At 41.4% G+C, this 23,057-nt stretch carries 14 protein-coding genes; 10 read left to right on the top strand and 4 right to left on the bottom strand.

From position 1 onward, the window contains the following. Positions 1–71: 71 nt before the first annotated feature. Positions 72–1,316, top strand: coding sequence for a DUF642 domain-containing protein (locus ACSSVW_RS08855; RefSeq protein ID WP_454179166.1), 1,245 nt, complete (start codon positions 72–74; stop codon positions 1,314–1,316). Between the two features lie 106 nt (positions 1,317–1,422). On the opposite strand, the gene ACSSVW_RS08860 is transcribed toward ACSSVW_RS08855, so the two are convergent. After that, entirely contained in the window at positions 1,423–1,953 is a 531-nt protein-coding gene (locus ACSSVW_RS08860; protein ID WP_036966987.1) for a thioesterase family protein, read from the bottom strand. 109 nt (positions 1,954–2,062) lie between these two features. Here ACSSVW_RS08860 and ACSSVW_RS08865 point away from each other — a divergent pair, with 109 nt between their 5' ends. After that, a complete protein-coding gene (locus tag ACSSVW_RS08865; protein WP_036966984.1) occupies positions 2,063–2,551 on the top strand; it encodes a hypothetical protein in 489 nt (162 codons plus the stop codon). Between the two features lie 14 nt (positions 2,552–2,565). Here ACSSVW_RS08865 and tyrR read toward each other — a convergent pair whose 3' ends face one another. From tyrR to bcsE, 3 genes are all read right to left on the bottom strand, one after another. Continuing rightward, positions 2,566–4,122, bottom strand: coding sequence for a transcriptional regulator TyrR (gene tyrR, locus ACSSVW_RS08870; protein WP_036966980.1), 1,557 nt, complete (start codon positions 4,120–4,122; stop codon positions 2,566–2,568). A 104-nt stretch (positions 4,123–4,226) separates the two neighbouring features. Then, positions 4,227–5,807: a cellulose biosynthesis protein BcsG gene (gene bcsG, locus ACSSVW_RS08875; RefSeq protein WP_454179167.1), complete on the bottom strand. Its 1,581-nt coding sequence runs from the start codon at positions 5,805–5,807 to the stop codon at positions 4,227–4,229. 169 nt (positions 5,808–5,976) lie between these two features. Continuing rightward, entirely contained in the window at positions 5,977–7,602 is a 1,626-nt protein-coding gene (gene bcsE / locus ACSSVW_RS08880) for a cellulose biosynthesis protein BcsE (RefSeq protein ID WP_036966973.1), read from the bottom strand. Between the two features lie 122 nt (positions 7,603–7,724). Here bcsE and bcsR point away from each other — a divergent pair, with 122 nt between their 5' ends. The 8 genes from bcsR to ACSSVW_RS08920 all read left to right on the top strand — a co-directional run bounded on the left by bcsR (position 7,725) and on the right by ACSSVW_RS08920 (position 22,982). Beyond that, positions 7,725–7,940: a BcsR/BcsP family cellulose biosynthesis protein gene (gene bcsR / locus ACSSVW_RS08885; RefSeq protein ID WP_421418581.1), complete on the top strand. Its 216-nt coding sequence runs from the start codon at positions 7,725–7,727 to the stop codon at positions 7,938–7,940. 3 nt (positions 7,941–7,943) lie between these two features. After that, positions 7,944–8,666, top strand: a complete 723-nt coding sequence (bcsQ, locus tag ACSSVW_RS08890) for a cellulose biosynthesis protein BcsQ (RefSeq protein WP_074989557.1) — start codon at positions 7,944–7,946, stop codon at positions 8,664–8,666. Beyond that, positions 8,656–11,322, top strand: a complete 2,667-nt coding sequence (gene bcsA, locus ACSSVW_RS08895; RefSeq protein ID WP_454179168.1) for a UDP-forming cellulose synthase catalytic subunit — start codon at positions 8,656–8,658, stop codon at positions 11,320–11,322. Before bcsQ ends, bcsA begins: the two co-directional genes overlap by 11 nt. Continuing rightward, complete coding sequence (bcsB, locus tag ACSSVW_RS08900; protein ID WP_454179169.1) at positions 11,319–13,568, top strand: cellulose biosynthesis cyclic di-GMP-binding regulatory protein BcsB; 2,250 nt, start codon at positions 11,319–11,321, stop codon at positions 13,566–13,568. Before bcsA ends, bcsB begins: the two co-directional genes overlap by 4 nt. Continuing rightward, positions 13,568–14,683 carry a cellulose synthase complex periplasmic endoglucanase BcsZ gene (bcsZ, locus tag ACSSVW_RS08905; RefSeq protein ID WP_454179170.1) on the top strand — a complete coding sequence of 372 codons (1,116 nt, stop codon included), beginning with the start codon at positions 13,568–13,570 and terminating at the stop codon, positions 14,681–14,683. Before bcsB ends, bcsZ begins: the two co-directional genes overlap by 1 nt. Further along, the gene (locus ACSSVW_RS08910; protein WP_454179171.1) at positions 14,674–18,492 is read left to right on the top strand and encodes a cellulose synthase subunit BcsC-related outer membrane protein; all 3,819 of its coding nucleotides are present in this window, start codon (positions 14,674–14,676) and stop codon (positions 18,490–18,492) included. The genes bcsZ and ACSSVW_RS08910 overlap by 10 nt, the downstream gene beginning before the upstream one ends. A 225-nt stretch (positions 18,493–18,717) precedes the next feature. Further along, the gene (locus ACSSVW_RS08915; protein ID WP_075593749.1) at positions 18,718–20,148 is read left to right on the top strand and encodes a peptide MFS transporter; all 1,431 of its coding nucleotides are present in this window, start codon (positions 18,718–18,720) and stop codon (positions 20,146–20,148) included. A 113-nt stretch (positions 20,149–20,261) separates the two neighbouring features. Continuing rightward, on the top strand, positions 20,262–22,982 hold the full coding sequence (locus tag ACSSVW_RS08920; RefSeq protein WP_454179172.1) for a metallophosphoesterase: 2,721 nt from the start codon (positions 20,262–20,264) through the stop codon (positions 22,980–22,982). The last annotated feature ends 75 nt before the right edge of the window (positions 22,983–23,057 follow it).

Consider the following 23,057-nt stretch of genomic DNA (forward strand, 5'->3'; position numbering starts at 1 on the left):
GAATACTTCTATCCTAAAGCAGTAAAATGATACCAGCTTACATTAATTAAATGTTAACAAATAAGGTTATCATGAAAAAACTGATTTCTAAATTTGCAATATTACCTTTCACTATTGCAACAAGCATCGCATTGGCTAACACCAATTTAGTTACAAATGGCTCTTTTGAGAATACTGACGCTGTAACAGCAAACTCAGGACAATGGCAACTATTCAGTGATATTTCTCACTGGGATCGTAGTGGCTATGCAAAATTTGAAATTCAAACCAATAAACTTGGCTTAATTGCAGCACAAGACGGCATGCAATATCTAGAGCTAGATTCAACATCGAATTACGGTATTGTGCAAAATATTGCCACTCAAGCTGGAAAAAAATATGAATTGAGCTTTTATTATTCAGCACGCATTGTTGGTAACAATCATACCAATAAAGCTGAAGTAAAATGGAATGGAAACTCACTCGCGGTCATTAACAGCAGTGCAAAAGGTTGGACCAAATATACCTTCAACGTAGAGGCCACCAATGCTAACTCCGTACTCGAATTTATCGGCCGTGGTAGCTCAGATTCTGTAGGTGCATTACTTGATAATGTTTCCTTAACTGAAGTACCTGCACCTTGTGCAGTGACGACTGGCTTGTATGGTATCAATAACTTTGGCTCTGAGACTGAAGGGTATGTATACCACTTTAATCCAGCGTCAAATGCTGTCACTGTTGTGGCAGGTATTACGAATACAGCATCGAACATTGCCAGCAATGAGGGTGTGCTTTATTTCATGCAGCAACTAGATAGCACTACAAAAGCATCTCAAATCTTCAGCTTAGATTTAGCAAGTAACGTGCAAGCAGAAGTTGCCAATAGTACATCGTTCCCTATTTACCGCTCAGCTATCACGCCTGATGGTCTATCACTTCGTGCGACAAGCAAAACTTATATGTACGACTTTGATTTAGCAACAGGTAATAAAACTGTGCTTGGTAAGCTTTCATACTCTGGCGACACATTTGCAGATGGTGACATTGCTTTTTCAAACGACAATAACGTGTTATATGTGCTTACAGGTAAAGCACTTTACACATTAGATGAAGGCAGCTTTGAATTAACACTGGTTGGCGAGCATGACATTAATTGGGCTTCTGGCATTGCCATTGCAGATGACGGCACTATTTATATTTCTGGCAGAGAAAATAGTGAAAATGCCAAAATCTACCGCTTAGATCAGAACACTGCAGAAGCGACATTCATTATGGACGGTCCTTCGCACATAAACGACTTAACGTTTGTTAGCCACACGGTGTGTGCAGCGAAATAAATTGTGTTCAAAGCCTCAAAAATGCCGGCAAATCGCTGGCATTTTTTTTACTTTGAGCATTATACTTATACGCGTTAATAGTGAGTGTATTGGCAGTGTATTAACATCATTGATTAGTGATCTTTTTTTGCTCAAGCATTTCTTTCCAATGCATTATCTCTGCCGGTAAAATAGGCGCAACACCTTTAAACCCAGCAACTTCAAGCATTTCTTCAACACTAACCACTCCTTTCTTACGCTTGAATACACCGCGTACATAAGCAATGGCATGTAAGCCTCGCTCTGAATGAAACTTTTGCTCAATATAAAAATACTTATGATCCCATCCGACTAAACGCGTGCTTACTGTGTATTTTTGCATCGGTTTAATGTCTCGAATGTAGGTGATTGCCGTCGCGTTAACGATTGGAAACCAACGACGCTTCATAATATGCTGCAACAATCCAACCCGCTCAGTCATCCAAGTACGTGCTAAATCCATGATGCCTAAATACCGAGAGTTAGTCAGATGAAAATTTATATCACAGTCAGTGGGTAATGCTTTAAATTCAATATCAATCGTATCAAGTAAGTCTTGGTAATCACGATTACGTTTAATTTTAAAAAACAATAAAATGAGTCGGAAATAGAGGTTCACGATAAAGGTCTAACCAGTTGTTAATGAGCAAAGTGTATCACAGCATATTGCTATGGCGAATATTCTGCTCTAATCTGTGCATATATTAGTATAAAAAAAGAATAATCTAATGAAATTTATTAATTTAGCGGCCTTGTTGACTGCAAGCTTATATACTCAATCTGCCTTTGCTGATTTTAATTACCCGGGCGAAGGGACTTTAAGTTACCCTACTGGGGTTGAGAAACCCTTTAAGTTTGGTTTTGGCTGGCAACAAGACACAGAGAAATTCACCATTGGTAATAAAACCTATGATATGTCGTTGCCTGAGTCTTACTCTGTCGCCATTACATTAAGTAAAGATGAGCAACAAATATGGGTACAGGAATTTAATAATGGGTTCTTCGAAGGGTTTCGTTGGCAAATTGGCGAGCATACTCTGGCATTAGAAAAACGACAGTTTTCTGAAGCAGTCAAGGGCGATTATGTGATAAGCCTAGATAACCGAGACTACTTTTTTGCGCGCAACAATATCAGTATTGTTATTAAATTTGATAACGAGGGTATAAAAAACATCGCCATTGATGGCGTCACAAAAGACATGGGCACTAAACAATAGTGCCCATAGGGTAATTACACTTTCACCGTTTTACGATTAATGCCGTAATCTCTAAGCTTATTAGCCACCGCGGTATGGCTTAACCCTAAACGCTTCGCTAGCTGACGAGAACTTGGATACGCCGGATACAACTTACGAAGTAACGTGGCTTCAAAGCGTTTTACGGCTTGGTCAAGTGTGCCCTCAAAGTCTGACTCCAAATAGCCTAAATCATGTGTAAATGTTGGTAATTGTAAATGCTCAATTCTAAGCTCATTATCATCTAACAATGAAACAGCGCGATAAATCGCGTTTTCTAATTGTCGCACATTACCCGGCCACGGATAATCCTGTAAAAACCGTAAACATTCTTCCGATAAAACAGGCACCGAATGACCGTTTTGCTGAGCGTATTTTTGAATAAAATGCTCAGCGAGTGGACCCACATCCGCTTTTCTATCGCGAAGTGGCGCTATTTCAAGAGTCAAAACGTTGATACGATAGTAAAGATCTTCTCTAAAGGTGCCTTCTTGAACCATGGCTGGCAAATCTTTTTGAGTCGCCGCAATAATACGAACATTCACTTTAACTTCGTTTTCATCGCCTACTTTTCTAAAAGTTCCATCCTGCAAAAAGCGTAATAACTTAGTCTGTAACTGAGTCGACATTTCACCCACTTCATCTAAGAATACGGTGCCGCCATCAGCCTGCTCTAACACGCCTCGTTTTGGGGCTGCATTTTCCTCGTAACCTGCATAGCCAAACAGTTCAGATTCAGCAACATCATCTGGTAACGAGGCGCACGATAAAGCAATAAAAGGTTTTACAGAACGATTAGACGCATAGTGGCAAGCACGCGCTAAAAGCTCTTTACCCGTACCTGTTTCACCGGTTATTAAAATAGGTGCTTCGAGTTGCGCCATTTTCCGTGCTTCTCTGACAACACGACGCATAGCAGTACTAAAGTTATGAATAGTGGCAAAACTTTCTTGCCCATAACGACGAAAAGCACTGACCTGCTGACCAAGACGGCTTTGCGATTTAATATTAATAACAGCACCTGCAAGCACATCCCCTTCAACGCCTTGGGGAACTGAAATAGGCAGAATATCGGCAATAAAGTCTTCACCTGCCACTTCAACACGCGTGGTTTGTCCTAATACTTCTTTACCCTCAAGCCAGCGGGTGAAGTTAAAGCCTTTCAATAAATTATTTATATTAGCGCCAATAACTTCTTTTTCTGATAACTGTAAATCACGGCATGCTGCATCATTACATAAACGCACCCATCCTTTTGCGTCTATAGAAATAACGCCGTCGGGCAAAGCTCTCAGCAGTGTATTTAGCTCATTATGTTCTCGCTCAGAAGGTAAGAATGCAGTTGTTCGCACATCTTTTACGCCATCAATTAAACGAATTGATGGCATAATTTTTTGAAACTGCTCAAACTCTATCGGTGGAAAACTCACATACATTCGGCAATTAACCGAATCAACTTCGATACCTTTTAAATCGACCTGGTAACTTACCAAAATATTGAGAATTTCTTGTGCGATACCAATTCGGTCGGCACAGTGAATATCTAAACGCATTACATCCTCAAAGAACGGGAACCTATAGTATGAGAATAATACGCTAACTCCCCATTTCTGGGTAGTCTATTGTAAAGATTTTTGGACAAACGTGTGCAAAAAACTCAATTGCTTGGGTACTTGGTCCACTCTTGGCCATCTAATTGGATATAAGGCTGTCCTTTAATGTACATCATAACTGTATCTTGGTTTTCAGCGACGACCGGAGCACTTGGTAAATTATCAAGCACACGCTTAACAGGCACCGTACCCGCAAATACATCCAGTTTCATGGTGTTATTGATAAGTTCAGACAACGAAAAATAACTCATCGTCTGTTGTACATCATTCAAACCGCTGTGTTTAACATCAGGACCAATAAACTTCACGGCAGTGGGTACAGACACAATTGACGGGCTTGGGATTTCACGAAGACCTGCAAATTGTAGTTTATCACCCTCTAATGCTGCACCATGTTCAGGCACAACCATTAACAACACATTGCGCCCTTCTCTTTCAAGCTGACTAATAAAGTCATCAATATCACTAAATAAATGCTGCTGGCGAATTGGATAACTCTTTAGGCTATTCATGCGAGAGCGGCCCGCTAGCTGATTACCATCATGCAAGCTAATCGTGTTGTAATAAAGCGCACGTGGCTGCTTGGTATTTTTATGGCTCTCCAACCAATTACTTAAGATAGCGGCATCTGAATAAATAGGCTTTCCATCGAAACCATATTGCGCAGCTTGAAATTGACTAAAATCCAAATTAGGCACTGACACGCCACCGTATTGTTTGATCAAGCCAATAAAGTCATCAAAATGACCATCATGATTTAATGCCACGCTCGTGTTATAACCTAGCTGCGATAAGTTACTAAATAATTGACACTCTTTAGCTACAGGTTTAAACAGTTGGTCTTGAGGAGTTTGCCCACAACTCGCACGCAGTAACCTTATTGCTGCAGGACCACTGTATGAGGTTGCTGAATTAAAATTACTAAACAAAATATCAAAGTTATCAAATAAATCACGCGGTCTCACACCAATGGCGTCAAGGTCCGCAGTGGCCAAAGAGCAAATATTAAGCACAACCACGTCAAAGGGTTGTCCATTGAAGTTAGTCGGAAATTGGCTTTTTCGTTGAGTTTGTTGCTGATAAAAATCATCGAGTTGTTGATCAAACGTTTTTTGTGGTGACGAACTCGACACTGCGACAGGTACCTGTTTTTTCGTTGATTGATTATTCACAACCACAGGGGTTGAGAGTGTATCTGTTACTGTCGTCGCACTCAGCCAATAAACGTAAATAAACCCGATCACTGAAATACTGGTGTAGCGTATCCATTTTACTGAATACCAATACACCACGACTAAAACAAACAGCCCCAGTAATATATCAACACTGATCACTCGCGTCGCAATCTCCGCAAAGTAAGCAAAGCTGAAGTCTTGTACATTTTCAGCTTGTTTAGTTAAACGTGAAATGGGGGGGAGCCACGAATCGTGATACAAAAGTGCAGCCCCAACTACGACACTGATACTCTGTTTTAAATACGTTAACCATTTGATTTGAAATGACACGGCTAAAAAAGCAAAAAACGCTAAATTTGCGACGAGATCAAATGAAATATCACCACGACTATAAAGAAAAAACTTTACTAAAAAGTATAAGTTCCAAACACCTAATCCTGAAAGCCTCACTGAGAATCCTTTTTCTGTTTTTTGGGAGTATAGGGCGTTAATAACACATGCCTAAAAGTCAATGTACGGTAAATACTTACTATTTTTTTAAACAGGATTTTACCTGTATTACTAATCAAAACCCCCAATAATAAAGCGATAATAAAAGTAATAAAGAACTGATTTAAACTCATATTTGCTCACCTTTTAAAGTTACTTTTACGGGTTTAGAGATAGGCCTAATCACCTTTTTAAATTCAGGTGTCTCCTTATTCAATGAAGAAATATCAGCTGTTTTAGCATCAAAAACATAACTGACATTTTCTTTTAATTGCTCGGTGTAATCAGGCACGTCAACATTGGTATACCTGCGCTGCAGATGACGGCATTCTTGCTGAATGTAGAAATGATCTGCAATCACATTTTTCGACATAAAAAAGTCGCTAATTTCAAGCTTAAATAAATGCTTAATCGCACTTTCTACGTCATGCTCACGACACGCATGTAAATACAGGTAAATATAATCGTCAGCAAAGCTAAAAATATCCCCTTCACGTTTTACATGAAACAAATGCAGCGGGTGTATTGCATCTATACGGGGTAAAAGTTGTAACATAACAAGCACCCCGCTAACACCTAAATTTGCAGCTGAGTCACTATGCTTAGCAACTTGTTCAACAAATTTATTTATCGGCAGATACCCTTTAGTCAGTACGTTTTCACTGTATTTCAATACCTCATCAATTGAGTTAGGAAGTGGTCTTGAAAACTGGAATCCTTGGATTGATTGAATTTGTGATTGTAACCGCGAAGGCTCAGAGAAACTGTATAAAATCAGGTTAACGCCTAACGTTAAAAAGAGGCACTCATCTTGATGGCGAATAATGCCATCTACATTTTGAATGACTAGCTTTAACTTTCGACCACATTGTTTGCGAAGCGAAAAGCACTCACCTGCCAATGCAGACAAATCAGTGTAGCGCGTTACCGAAAACACTAATGTAGCAGCTTTTTTTGTAAGGCCTAGTTTATACAGTGCATTATTATCTTCGACTATTTTATAAGACAGCGGTAACTTCGTCCCTTGCGGCAACGCATGTTTAACAAGCCACACCTCATCTTCATCTAATCCTTGTTGCGATGATGTTTGCTCATTCGACTCTTCTAAATGAGCATCAAAAACGCTCAATTGCCCCTGCAAAAGCTCACAATTTATAGAATGACCCGCAATTACGCCATCTTTATGGCTCCAATAGTCATATTCTAAGGTACGAATTGAGGCTTCTTGAGTAATAAAAATTTGGCCATCAAAAAGCGTATTTAAAGCCAGAAACTGGCGCCTTACATCACTAATACGCGAGCCCGAAATCAAGAATATAACTGTTACGTTTTTAGCAATAGATAAATCACGGTAAAACCCGAGCTTTTTGGTTAATTGCGCTTCAGTAAGAGGTACTAGCAGCTCTGAATCCAAGTGTAAAATCAGTGTACTATTTCGAAGCTCTTTATATTGTTTTAATTCCTGAATCACGCCGCGAGAGAAATGTAAGTTTTTTGCTAAATTTGCATCGTGATGTAAATGAAAAGGATGCAGCAAACCTTGCTCAAAAAGGCTAAATAATAGCGTGTTATTTTCACTCTCAAAAAACACCTCAACGTGCTCAGAGAGCAGGAACACAGGGTCTTTATTACTAGCTAATAGGTGTCTTACTAACTCTAATAACTGATTGTCTAAAGATGCCAACAGTGCATAATTTGCACAGCGCTTGAGCGCTGAGTAAGCGTTTTGTAATCCTGTAATTTGTAAATGGGGCACCAGAAAATCCTTTTAAAAGATACTTTAGTACTAGTTTTAAGCGCTATTCTATATATAATGCAGCTTATGTCCATGTATCGTAGACAAATTAAATTCAGTTTTTGCCGTTATAGGTCTATTAGATGAATGACTTTGCATTAAAAAAATCAACTGTTTTAACAAAAAATGACATTGACAATTTATTACGCCAATTTGGCGGAAAAAATCAAGGTTATATTGAAATAGTCGACGTTGAAAAAAACCGTCAAACGATCGATAAATATCCTTTAATTAAAGATATCGCTTTATCTATTAAAGATACACAACAAGATAAATTATTTAACAAAAGCACATACTAAAGAATGAAAAAGATTTTCGTGAAAGGGATAAAAGGAGGTACTGGAACCACATCGGTAGTGGCTAACCTTGCGTGTGCTTTAAGAAAATCACATGAAACAGTCTATGTAATAGATCTCGATCCTAAAAGCGACATAGGCTTACACCTAGGGCTTGCATGGGACCATTTACTAGGATGGAGTGATTACGCCGATTTTGCATCTGCCAGTGAGCAGTTCCATCAAGATAATGACGGCGTCACATTCTTACCTTACGGAAGTGGCTCAAACACAAAAAGCAGCTTTAAAGATATAATAAATCATTGCCAGCAACTTCATGACAGCGATGACGCGTGGTTCTTATTTGATTGCCCTGCACATATTAATGCACTTGAATACCCGCTTGACCCTGAAGATATTTTTCTTGAAGTCATCAATTGTGACGCCATATGCCATAGTTTGATGTATAAGCAACTGAATTTTTTAAAGCAGTCTGGTTCATCGTGGCAGCACTACTTCTTGACTAATCGTTTTAATTCAGCGTCTGAATTAGAGTCTGACTTATTACAGCTATGGCAATCTGAATTGCCTCTTTTTGCGCCTTTATACATCAACAAAGACGAAGCTATCATGGAAGCAACCGCATTTCGTAATGTGGCGATTAATTGTGCTCCATACAGTGTTGCCAACGATGACTTTGAAACCTTAGCCGGTTGGCTCGTTAGTCGTGCAAACAATAATGAATCATAAGCCAACAGCAATGAAATTACCTGAACGTATCATCAAAACCTGCTTAGGCTTGTTATTTACAAAGAAGATAACTCGTTTTGTGTTTTTTAAATTTCATGGCTACTTTAATCAGCATAAAATAAGCCTACTTGGGGCATTTATTCTGCCTTTTTTGGTGTTATTTTTATCCTTGTTTATAAAACTGGATAAAAACAGAAAAAACCTAATAAAACAAAAGTTAAAGTACTTTTATCCGCATGTAACGCGCCCCGTTGTCACACCCAGTAACTGTGTACGCATTGTATTGCAAAGTATTTATTTAGCCTTGTTCAACACCACAACAACATCACAGGCACAGATAAGCTATGAGCAGCGTAAAACATGGCGAAAAATAAAGCATTCACTCAGAATACTGCGCCTTGTCGACAAAAAATTAGTGCGTGCATTTAAGCGACTTTGGCTGTTTGCTAAAACAAACCCATCAGCAGAATCTTACCAGCGTATTAGTAAAGCTGAAATTTGGAACAATCGCATACTGAAAATCGCGTTTTTCACCATACTCATTTTTGCTGTGGCAGTTTTTGTCACGGTGCCTTTCAGTATCGAAGCACAAGCGGTGTTCATTAGTTTACTGCTTATCGTTGCCTACTCGCTAAGGCGCGTTGAAGGACAGATGGCCACCATCACCATGATCACGCTGGCAGTCACAACATCAACACGTTATTTATGGTGGCGCTACACCGACACGCTTAACTGGGATGACCCCGTCGCATTAGGGTTAGGTATTGGCTTATTATTAGCTGAAAGCTATGCGTGGCTGGTGCTTATTTTAGGCTTTTTTCAAACCATTAACCCACTAAAACGTAAGCCTTTACCACTTAATGAAGACACGTCAACGTGGCCAACCGTCGACATTTATATTCCGACTTACAATGAGCCATTAAGTGTCGTTAAACCTACCACTATTGCTGCCCAAAGCATCGACTGGCCTGCTGATAAGTTAAACATCTACATTTTAGATGATGGTAAACGTCCTGAATTCGCTGAATTTGCAAGACAAATTGGGGTTGGCTACCTCACTCGCTCAGACAATAATCACGCTAAAGCGGGTAATATGAATCAGGCTATGAAAGTGACACAGGGCGAATATATCGCTATTTTTGACTGCGATCACATCCCTGCCCGCTCTTTCTTACAAATGACTATGGGGCAATTTCTTAACGACAGCAAAGTGTGTCTAGTGCAGACTCCACATCATTTTTTCTCTGCGGATCCATTTGAACGAAATTTAAAAAACCATCGAAAAATCCCGAATGAAAACATGCTGTTTTATGGCTTAATTCAAGACGGAAATGACATGTGGGACGCTACATTTTTCTGTGGTTCGTGTGCTGTACTCAGGCGAAGTGCGCTTGAAGAAATAGGCGGTTTTGCCGTTGAAACCGTCACCGAAGATGCTCACACTGCATTAAGAATGCAGCGTGCAGGCTACAAAACCACCTATATCAATATTCCACAAGCTGCAGGGTTGGCTACTGACAGTTTATCGGCACATGTGGGTCAAAGAATTCGCTGGGCACGAGGGATGGCGCAAATTTTCCGCTTAGATAACCCGTTGTTTGGTAAAGGCCTGAATATTGCTCAACGACTCTGTTATCTCAATGCAATGTTACACTTTTTATCTGGTATCCCTCGCATTGTCTTTTTAACGGCCCCGCTTGCGCTAATTTACTTCAATGCACAAATTATCTATGCGCCTTTTGTGGCTATTTTCTTATATATAGTGCCAACATTATTGCAGGTAAAAATTACTAACTCTCGTATTCAAGGTAAGTATCGTTACTCTTTTTGGGGGGAGGTCTATGAGTCTGTTCTTGCGTGGTATATTTTAAAGCCCACCACAGTTGCGTTAATTAACCCTAATAAAGGAAAGTTTAATGTGACTGAAAAAGGGGGATTAAACGACACCGATCATTACGACTGGACTATTTCAAGGCCCTACATCATCCTTTTACTTATCAATGTTATCGGCATGATCTATGGCGTATTCAGACTCTTTTTTGGTGATACATCTCAGATAGGTGTGTTAATTATCAGTATGTTATGGGCAAGCTACAACGTTATAATTCTGGGTGCTGCGGTTGCTGTTGCAGCTGAAGCAAAACAAGTACGTAGCTCACACCGAATTAAAGCTAACTTCCCTGCTGCAATTAGATTAGCCAACGGACACACGATAAAGGTCAAAATCACCGATTACTCTGATAACGGCGTCGGGCTTGAAACAGAACATAGCCACCTGTGCCGTGTAAACGATAAAGTTGAACTACTAATGAGCCGAGGCTTTAAGCAGTATTCATTTGCCACCTACATTTGCAACACACGCGACAAACAATTGGGCTTAACGCTTCGTGATCTAGATTTAGAAAAACAAAAAGCGTTTATTCAATGCACCTTCTCTCGTGCAGATGCCTGGCTTGATTGGCAAGAAAACTTTAAACACGATAAACCGTCATACAGTTTTTCAAATGTATTTTACACCAGCCTTCGAGGCTTTAAGAACTTGATTTTCCACGCTCCAAATGAATTAAGACCCGTCATTGTATTTGTATCGCAGGTCTTATATTTTGTGGCCTCGTTATTACCTAAAAAACCAACAAAAGCGTTTAAACCATCATGATGAAATCACTATTAACCTTGTTATTAGCAGTTGGCACTCTCAGTTTATCTGGCTGGGCTATGAGCGCAGAGCCACTCCCTGATAAATCTATTTTTGATGATGGTTACCCTGAAAGTGCCCCTGTCGAAAGTTTAACGCTCAGTTTTGAACAGTTAGGGCTTAGTAAGTTTAAACTCGATGGCGTGAGTAGTAATACACGTGTTGAGTTTACCAATCGTTTAGACAGGCTCGGGAAAAAGTTAACGCTTAACTTTTCATATACTTACTCACCTTCTTTAATAGGCCGAGTCTCGCATCTAAAAATATTTTTCAATGAAAACTTAGTCACTGTATTACCTATTGACGATAAAAATACGGTACTCGGCAGTGTAGCCGAGCACAGTGTTGCGCTTAATCCCAAGCTAATTAAAGATTTTAACCAAGTGCGTTTTGAACTCATCGGTTACTACGATTTAGTGTGCCAAGACGATTACAGTAAAACAATTTGGGCAGAAATTGGCAAAAGTAGTCATATCAGCATTGAGAGACAATCACTTGCACTTGAAAGTTTACTTGAGTATTTCCCGGCGCCGTTTTTTGACTCGCGTGATTACACCAAACTGACATTGCCATTTATTTTTTCTTCGCAACCCGATGAGCCAACACTGGAAGCTGCCGCTGCACTATCAAGTTTTTTTGGTGCGCAAGCGAAATGGCGTAAAGCGCAGTTTCCTGTCCATATCAATAGTACGCCCACTGAGCATAGTGTGGTGTTTGCAACCAATGATAATAAGCCTGACTTTTTACTAAATTATCCCGATGTCGATAAGCCAACAATCGAAATCATCAGTAGCCCGACACATCGCTATGCAAAAGTTTTATTAGTGTTAGGCAAAAACACAGAGCAATTAAAAGAGGCAGTTGTTGGATTAGTGTTTGGCTATAAAGTCATGACAGGTCGAAGCGCCACCGTTGACGCAATTGCCAGCCTGCCTTTAAGAAAAGCTTACGATGCGCCGCTGTGGGTTCGTTCAGACCGTGCTGTGAGTTTTGATGAATTTATCGAATACCCGACCCAATTACAATCACAAGGCTTTCGTGGACAACCTGTCCGTTTAGACTTACGCTTTGCACCCGACTTATTTACATGGCGCGAAAATGGCATTCCCATTACGCTCAACTACCGCAACACCCCTGTTGAACATGGCATGTTGTCGCGCTTAAATATGCTTATAAATGGCAAATTTGTAGATGGTTTTATTCTTGAGAACGACCATGGTAAAACCATTACCACGCAAACGTTACTGCCGCTATTATCAGACATAAACCCAAGCCAATCACGCCAAGATTTTGAGCTAACAGGGCTTGATTTAACCACTAACAACCAACTCACTTATGACTTTAACTTTGCCGTTGTAAAAACAGGCGAATGCAGTGCGATTCCTGCCGGTGGCGAATTTGGTGCTATCGATGGCAGCTCTACAATTGATGTGAGTAAATTCCATCACTATATTGCTTTACCCAATTTACGAGCATTTGCGAGTGGCGGTTTCCCCTTTACGAAATATGCCGATTTACATCAAAGTACTTTAGTGATGGAGGCTAATAGCTCTACAAATGCGATTAGCTTACTGCTGAATTTTACAGGCCATTTAGGGGCGATTACCGGTTATCCTGCTCATCGTTTGAGTATTCAATTTCCAAGTAGTCAGCTAGATTTTGCTGACAAAGATATTGTCATTATTGGTAAATCAGATTCATTTTTAAGCTCGGTCGCCGAAAACAGTTCTCTCAGTGTATTGATTGATAATAATCAACGTATTGTCGATCAAGCTATTTATAATGGTGCTTATGACAGTACCGATGCCGAAAAAATTAAAGTCAATATACGGAGTTTGGGCCGTTTAGCCATTATATCTGGTTTCCAATCGCCTTTTGATTCTGACCGCTCAGTAGTGTCTTTAATTGCCACTAACGACAATGCTTACTCATTGCTTACAGATGCACTATTAGATAACGCGAAAACATCACAAATAATGGGTAGCTCTGCAATTATTAATAACCAAGGCATTAAAACCATAAAAACCGATGACCAGTATTTTGTTGGCCACGTGCCAATCCACACGTTAATTTGGTTCCATTTTTCAGACCAACCTTTGTTGTTGGCTATTTTATCAATTCTTACCCTACTGCTCATTTCATTTATGTTATGGCGACTATTAATGTTGTTAACAAAGAAACGTTTATCTGAAGGAGATAAAGCATAATGAAAACTCTTGCTTCTTTGCTATTCGTTTTAGCATTTTCAACACCCGCTTTTGCACAATTAACCTGTGCAGCGTGGCCACAGTGGAATACGTTTAAAACGCATTTTATTTCGCCTAAAGGACGTGTTATCGATTTAGGCAGCGAATATGATATAACGACATCGGAGGGTCAATCATATGCACTTTTCTTCGCCTTAGTTGCCAACGATCAAGCCAGCTTTGATACATTATTAGAGTGGACGGAAGTTAATCTTTCTGAAGGCGATTTAAGTACGCGCCTGCCGGCATGGAAATGGGGTATAAAGGAAGGTGAAGGTAAAATTTTAGATTCAAACCCAGCCTCTGACTCTGATTTATGGATAGCATACACTCTCTCTCAAGCAGCCAAGCTATGGCAAGACAGGCGCTATGCAGTGCTAAGCAGTGTGCTTGCAGAACGTATTATTCGTGAAGAAACCGCACAGCTTCCTAAACTGGGGATTACATTACTGCCTGGACCTAATGGCTTTAAGGACGGAAACACTTGGAAGCTTAATCCAAGCTATGCCCCACTGTTTATCCTTAAGCAATTTGCTGAACTTTATCCGCACTCTCCTTGGCAGCAATTGCATGACAACTCTGCCAATATGCTTATTAGCACAGCCGCTAAAGGGTTTAGCCCTGACTGGGTTAATTACAATGCAGAGCAAGGCTTTTTTCATGATAAACACGCACCTGCTCTGGGAAGTTATAATGCAATACGGGTCTATTTATGGGCCAGTTTGATGGCTGAAGATGCGCCTTACAAATCAGCATTAATGAAACAATTAACCCCCATGGTTGAGCACATTGTTTCTTCAGGCAAAGTGCCCCTAGAAACACAGGCTGTCACGGGGAAAGTATCAGGTACGGGACCTATCGGCTTTGGGGCTGCACTGTTGCCATTTTTAGCGGCAGAGAATGCATCGCAATCAATCACCGCATTACAACAGCAAATGATGATGGACACCGGTTTTATTAGTAGCCGCTACTATGACAGTGTGTTGTATTTATTTGGCACGAGCGCATTAAGCAAACGCTTCAGCATTAATAAAAATGGCGAACTCATTACGAACTGGAGTGCTGAATGCCAATAAAATGGTTACTTGCTGCAATTATAGCAAGTCCGAGTGCAATCGCCTCTTCGACACAAAACAGCCTTGATACCCAATCTATTGATTGGTTAATAAGCCAAGTGCAACTCGGTGAGATTGAGCTAGACACTGAACTTATGACCAATAGTTTAGATAAGCTGTTGAGTATCGCGCCTAAAGACACGCAAGTGCAGTGTGCAGAGATACGCGTGCTGTATGCGCTGAAAGAAACAGAGCAAGCCAACAACTTGCTTGCAGGCATTGCTCAACAGCCCCACCCCTGCGTTGACAGCCTTGCACTTTTGGCCAGAGTAAATAACGAAGATAAAGCCACGATTCAACAGGCTCGTCTGCGTGCGCGCGCGGGTCAATATGCTGCAGCAGTTAAAATTTACAATACGTTATTTAAATCGACTTATCCGAATATCGAGTTCGAGCTTGAGCATATTAATTGGCTAGCCCAAGACAGCAGCCAATATCAACACGCCCTAAGGGGGTATCGTTCTTTAATGAAACGCTACCCAAATAGCGGCCGTTTTGAGTTGGCTTATGCCCGTCATCTTATTAAGAAAAATCCAGCAAATGCACAGGCGATTGACCTGCTAAGTCACTACGCACACAGTAATCAATATGGTGTAGAAGCCGAATTTGCTTGGCTTTCAGCACTCGAAGACATGCCGCTTAACCAACAAACCATGCGTGCCTATGCACGTTATTTTGAAGCGTACCCAAAAAGCAGTAAGGGGCAGTTACAATTTAGTGATTTTGAAAAAAAATACCAAGCAGAGCAAAGAAAGCTTGCAGATCCTGCCTACAAAGCGTGGGTTAGAGGCAACCAAGCACTTGAAAAGAAAGATTTTTCAAAAGCACAGAAGTATTTTAATTCTGCGTTATCAGGGCGTCCAACAGACCCAGAAATCTATAATAGTTTGGGTTTGCTTAATCTTCGGCAAGGCAATAATGCGCAGGCTTACAACTTTTTTAAAAAAGCACAACAGTTCAGCACAGATGTAAATCGTATTACCGTATTAAAAGGCTTAGCAAACACAGCACGATTTTGGCAGTACATCGATGAGGCAAAATCGGCACTCAGTGCATCACACTTTAAACGTGCTGAACTTAAGCTAAATTTAGCCGACACTCTCGATGAAGACCCAGACACTGTGCTGTTTTACCGCGCACAACTTGCTGAACAAAGTGGCCAATATCAAACGGCTATGAATTTGTATAAGCAAGTATTAAAAAACGATCCACTGGCAGAATCGACCCTAAGCGCAATGCTTCGCCTCAGTGCGTCAGATGGTAATTATACGAGAAGCCATCAGTTTTATAATGGTTTAAGCACTCAGCAGCAAGCGCTTATAGCCCAAGATTATACACTTTTACAAACTCAGCAATTACGTGAACAAGCCGATGAATTAACCGCCAAAGGTGACCTCGATGGAGCTGTACAACGCTTATTAGTCGCCATAAAACAAAGCCCGCGCCAAAGTTGGTTGTACTATGATCTAGCAAACTTATACCAACAACAGGGGTTGGTTGATCATGCTAAAGCTCTTTACAAAAAAACCTTATGGCAGTTCCCTCTTGATGCTGAACTTCGCTACAGTCATGCTTTGTTTTTACGCTCATTAAATGACTACGAGGGGGCATTAGCAACCCTTGATTATATTCCAAATAACGCACGCACTGAGCAAATTAATGTATTAACAGAGCAACTGAGTATTAATGCCAAACTTGAAAAGCTTGCGACAAATAATACGGCAACGAATAAAGCCACAATTATTTATAAACTCACGGAATTAGAAGCGCAACCACTCACCCCGCTTATGCAGGCAGAGCTGGCAACTCAGTGGCGACAAATTAATGAAAATAACTATGCTATTCGACAGTTAAAGAAGGCGCTTACGCGCGATCCAAGTCTCAACCCTTACTGGCATATGCTCTATGGTGGCTGGCTTATCGAAAGCGCTAATCAAGCAGACACCGACACATGGCTTGCGCATTACCAATTACCCACTAAGGCAACTGAGGCCGAGCAAGCGCAGTGGTTAGCTTTGCAAATTGACTACATTAATACCTTCGAGCAAGGACAACGTCGTATTGCAAAACTGAGCTCACTCGATCAGCAACACAATAATAATCCCCAATTAGCTGAAGCCCTTATCACTGCGTATATTGAACAAAGTGAAAGCGACGCTGCAATCAACCGATACCAACAACACACTGCGGCCGGATTCAGTGTTTCGATTGATACCGCATTGGCAGTTGCTAAATTAAGTCGAGAGCAAGGTGAGCACCTTTTAGCGGATCACATCATTGCAGAACAGGTCCATGCTGTTAATGCACAAGAGGCATACCGCCAACAACAGCTAATGGCTGCCCTCGGTAATGTTAAAAACCAGTCAACAGCCCTCAAGCTCGCTCAACAATTACTCGCCAAGTCAAACAATAATGCCGAGCTTTATTATCAAGCGGCATCCGTTGCCGATTCGCTTGAACAAACTACCCGTGCAGAGAATTGGTATCGTACTGCAATCGCCCCGCAAACACACAACCAGACCACTCTCAGTGATGAACAAAATTATGCGCTTTACGCGCTGGACGACGATGCACCTTGGTACGTCAATAATGCGAAACGCCAGTTGCAACGTATTGAGCGCGATGAGCAGGCGTATATTACTGCGGCCATCAACCTTAGCAGCCAAACCAGCACTCAAAATGAGTCATCATTAGGGGCCGGTGCCACTCCCATAGAGGCTGGTTTCCCGCTTTTTGGCGGCACCGGTATTGTTAAACTCGATCCGATGACGATTTCAAGTCAAGAAACACGTTTTGATGAAACCTTCGCGGGTAGCCGCTACGGACAAGGTGCGTTGTGTATTTTCGATTGCCCATTGACCAGTATTAAGCCGAAGCAACAAGGTATCGATATTGGCCTTGCGTGGCAAAACGAACAGTGGCGCTTTGATATTGGCACGACCCCACTGGGCTTTTTAGTTGAGGACATTGTTTGGGGCATTGATTACAACGGCGATATTGGTGATTTTGGCTATGGTGTTACAGTGAATAAACGCCCTGTCACCAGCTCAGTTTTATCGTATGCTGGTCTAGAAGATGTATTCACTAACCAAGTGTGGGGTGGCGTACGCGCTACACAACTTCAGCTCAGCCTTTCTCACGATCTAGGACTCGACTGGGGATTTTGGGGCAGCACAAACTATCAATTGCTCAAAGGTAAAAACGTTAAAGACAATCAAAGTTACAGTCTTATGGGGGGCAGTTACTACCGAGCCATCCGACAGCGGGATCAAGAGTTAAGCTTGGGCATTAACCTATTACACTGGTCTTATAAATATAATTTAAGTGAAGAAACGTGGGGCCATGGTGGCTATTACAGCCCGCAAAACTACTTAGGGGCTTCTTTTCCTGTGGTTTATGATCACCGAATTGGTCACAATTTTATTTATCGTCTTCGTGGGGGTGTATCGTGGTCAACAACAACGACTGACGAAATTGAATTTTTCCCGAACGATGCTCTTTTGCAGGCTCAAGCACACGCGCAAACAGACGTAACCGGAGTGACGCCTATTTTTGAAGATGATAAAAGTAATGGGCTTTCTTATAACTTAGGAGCCAGTTTTGAATACCGTTTTACACCCCATTGGTTTTTTGGCGGATATTTAAATTTAGATCGTGCAGATTTTTACGAACCAAACTATGCACAGTTCTATTTTAGGTACTACTTTAAGCCGGTTTATAGTGAACTGACCTTCCCTGGAAAGCCCGTTGTACCTTACCAAAGCTACTAAACACTGGCCTATAACCCTTCCCCTGAACTGAAGGTCTATGTATACTGTAGCGCGCATGTAGCTAGGATAAGGGTGTGTCTCTTACCCTCAAGTTCATAACTTGAACAACAAACCATTATCTTAGCTGCATCACACACATGGCCGCCCGTTCAACAATAAAATACACAGAACGACCAATGCAAAAATAACAAGGCCTCAACAAAAACTTAAAGTTAGGAAGTAAATATGAGTTCATTACCTAAAGCAGGTGACTTTTTAGGGCATCCTAAGGGGTTATTCCTGTTGTTCGGCACAGAAATGTGGGAACGATTTGGTTATTACGGCATGCGTGCCATTTTAGTGCTGTACTTAGTTGCACTTGTTCAAGAAGGTGGTTTTGGTTGGTCAAATGCTGATGCATTGAGCCTTTACGGTACCTTCACTATGGCTGTTTATATTACGCCATTACTTGGTGGTTGGTTAGCTGATAACGTGCTAGGTCAGCGTAAAGCAATTATCCTAGGTGGTTTATTAATGGCTGCTGGCCATTTTACCATGGGTATTCCTCACAGCTATTTAGCAGGCCAAGAAGAAAACGTTTTCTATCTTGGTTTAACACTACTGTGTTTAGGTAATGGTTTATTTAAGCCAAACATCTCAACAATGGTAGGTGATCTATATAAAGAAGGTGATCAACGTCGTGATGGCGCGTTCACTATTTTCTACATGGGTATCAACTTAGGGGGTGCACTTGGTCCACTTATCGCTGGCTATGCTGCTGCATCAATGGGCTGGCAATGGGGCTTTGTAGTGGCAGGTATCGGTATGGTGATCTCTGTACTAATGCAACTTGCACTGAGCAACAAATACCTAGGCGATATCGGTGTGGTTCCTTCTGCTAAGCTTTCACAAGCACAATCAGAATCAAACACGAAAGAGCCACTGACTAAAGTGGAAACTGACCGTATTAAAGTTATCTTCACAATGAGTGTATTCAGTATCATCTTCTGGATGGGGTTTGAGCAAGCAGGTGGTCTTATGAACCTATTTGCCAACGACTACACTAACCGTATGCTATTTGACTTTGAAGTACCTGCATCTTGGTTCCAATCGTTAAACTCTATTTTCATCATTGTATTTGCACCGCTCGTTGCCATTATTTGGTTAAAACTTGATAAGCGTGAGCCTAACTCACCAGTTAAGTTTGCTATTGCACTTATCTTCTTAGCACTTGGCTTTATCACCATGATTTTGGCACTAATGACGCAAGGTCAAGGCGATAACCTGCAAATCAGCATGATGTGGCTCGTGTTATTTTACTTATTCCATACACTAGGTGAGCTATGTTTATCACCAATTGGTTTATCAATGGTAAGTAAACTAGCACCACTGCGTTTAGCGTCAATGCTTATGGGTATTTGGTTCCTGTGTACAGCTGTTGCAAACAAGATTGCAGGTTTCGTAGGTTCTTTCCTAGGCGAAGGCGAAGCGGCTGTTGAAAATGCAATGGGTATCTTTATTGGTTTAGGTGCGACAGCAATCATCTCTGCTGTCATCATGTACTTATTAAGCGATAAACTTGTTAAGTGGATGCACGGTGCTGAAGGTCAGCATGTGCCTCACACACAAGAACACATTCTTGCAGAAGAGCTAGAAGTGACTGCTGAAAAGCAATAATACGTTTCCCCACAGCGCCTGCTGTGGGGATTTTCTTTCTAAAGGCTACTTCCCCGTCCTCAATACTGATACTATAATCCAACGTTAATCGGTATATCGGCAAGGACGTTACATTGCGCTTTTTAATTCAACTGTCAGTTTTTTTAACTATTTCATTACTCGCAGCCTGCGGGGGTGACAAAACAACAAAAGAAACAGCAGTCCCCCCTACTCAAACCGGGTTAATTATTTCTGCCGATAATGGCTTAACTGAGCAGTTTGATAATGGCAAAGTCATTCTCACAGCCCCAAAGAATACCGTCACAACAGACACAACGTTCACGTATACATCAACAGCTGCGACACCTACCGATACTGACCAAGGCATTGTCTCTGCGCGCTATACATTCAGACCGAATAATGTGGTTTTTTCAGACCCACTAACCTTAGCGATTAAGCTACCAGAGCAACAAGCTGATGTTGCTTTTAGCATCGTAATTTTAAAAAATGAGCAATGGCAGCCCCTTACTACAATAAAAAATGACGATGACTTTGCAGTCAGTCAAATCACTGAGTTTGGCACATTTGCTTTAAAGTCGCGCAATGTGCCTGCGGTCAGTAAAACGATTGGTGAACAATGTGATGATAACGCAACATCACAAACCGTCCGCTTTATCCATGTAGCCGACTTACATGCCCGCTTTGGGTTTAAAGAGCAGCTTTTTAGTCGTATCCGCAGTTATTACGACAATGCAAAGCAAGCGAACCCAAACACCCTCTTTACAAATGGTGGGGATGACTATGAAAAAGGCACGGTTGCTGAACAAACATCGCAAGGCTTAGCTACAGTTGAAGCCATTAAAGCAATGGCATTTGATGTGAGGGTTATTGGTAATCACGATTACGCCTGGGGTCCTGAGCAATTACTTGATTTTGCCGATGACGATAATGCCATTGTGCTTGCCAGCAACACGGAATACGACGGTAATGCCGACAGTGAATTTGCAGCGGTTGATTTTTCAGTGGTAAAGGTAGGCTGTCTGCGTATTGTTTTTTTTGGCATGACTTCAGTGCCATGGAATGAGCTTGATAATCCGATTGAAGATGATCCAATTCCAGATTTTATTGCTAACTTCAAAATGAACTGGCAATGGCAGGAAGTGGCAGAGCAAATCGTTAATCAATATCGACAAGACGTAGACTACATGGTGATGGTAAGCCACCTTGGGGAAGGCACTGATACGCGTATTGCTACCACTGTATCTGGCATTGACTTAGTGCTCGGTGGGCACACCCATGGCGGCGAAAATTATCAAACTCTCGAAAACGGCAGTCTTGTAATTCAGCCAAACTTTTTTGCCCAAGGTCTAACCGATTTAACCTTAACCTTCGACCTTAAAGATAAAAGTATCACCGATGTTGATTACAATACGGTATCGACCAGCGACATAATGACAGTTAGCACAGACACAAAAACAGCAATAGACGAAATTATGGGCCGCTATGCCCCCGACGCCAATACCGAAATTGCTGTGTCTGAAAACTACCCAAGCGCGGAGGAAGTAGCCCTGCTCACAGCGAAAGCAACAAAACAACAATTTGCAGCTATTGATGCAGCCCTTTTTGATGCAAGCCAAGTACAAGATCGCTGGTTGCCCGGCACACTCACACAAGAAGATTTTCATGCCGCGTTTAAAGTTGAGCGCCAACCCTCAAATACATCAGGCTTCAATGCAATTTACCAAGTCAATGTCACAGGCGCTGAGCTTAAAGCCATGGTACAAAGCCAACCTGAGTGGGTTTACTTAGCCCCCGCGAGTATTGACGATGCTGCACAGTATCAAGTGGCACTTTTTAAAGGCCCTGCCCTCAATAGCACCTTATTCTTCCCGACTGTGCCAGCATTAGAGGCAAATTTATTGGCCGAAAGTTGGTGGATACTGGATAACTATGCCCGTTTTCGTACCAGCCAGTGTTTATATTTAGACACTGAGAATACACTGAGTGCCTGCGAAAATGAGGATGTAGTCACTGTCTGGAATTTTAATGATCCGAGCCAAGGGTTTAAAAGTGACTTAGGTCCCGCAACTCTTAACTTCTTCGACCCAGAACAACGTAATTGGGGAGAAGAAAACAGCCAATTTTCAACGACCAGCGCATTACAAATTGCTGATTTAAAAGACGGTATCTCAGGGGTATTAGCGTTTTCTCGGCACAGTCCAAGTCAAGGCTTACTACTAACAGCAAATAGTGCTGCCAATGGCGACTTTACCAATGACGGATTGATTGCCGATTACACACTCGTCATGGATTTACTGTGGCCTGAACAAAGCAGTCAACAATGGCGCGCTCTGTTACAAACCGATATCACCAATATAAGCGATGCCGACTTATATACGAATAAAGCTAACGCGATAGGTATTGCTACAACTGAGAGTGGTTACTTTGGTAACCTAAACGCTGGTGAGTGGCATCGCCTTGCTTTTGTATTCTATGCAGCGCCGACTAACGGAGCACTAAAAATTTACCTAGATGGTAAGCTTATCGGTGTGAAAGACGAAGGCGAAATAAACCAGCGCTGGGCGATTGATAAAGCAACCTTACTGCTGACCGATAATGACTATGAAACGGAGCCTGGGTATTTAAATGCGCTGCTGTTTGCAGGCCGAGCCATGACAGACAATGAAATAGCCACCTTAGGCGCAGCAAAACAACAATTGAATTATGTCCGTTCAACACGCATCTTAAATCACGTTGTTGAACGTCATTACCAAACGGCACCACAAATAATGAATAATCCGTGGTTACAGCAACGCAGTAAGTTTTTTAACAAACAACGCCAAAGTGTAAACTAATTAATACACACAAGCTAAATAAAAAGGCCAATATTGGCCTTTTTAACTCCTTTAAAAGAAGCATTTAAAGCATTT

The organism is Pseudoalteromonas sp. MBR-15 (assembly GCF_053628915.1).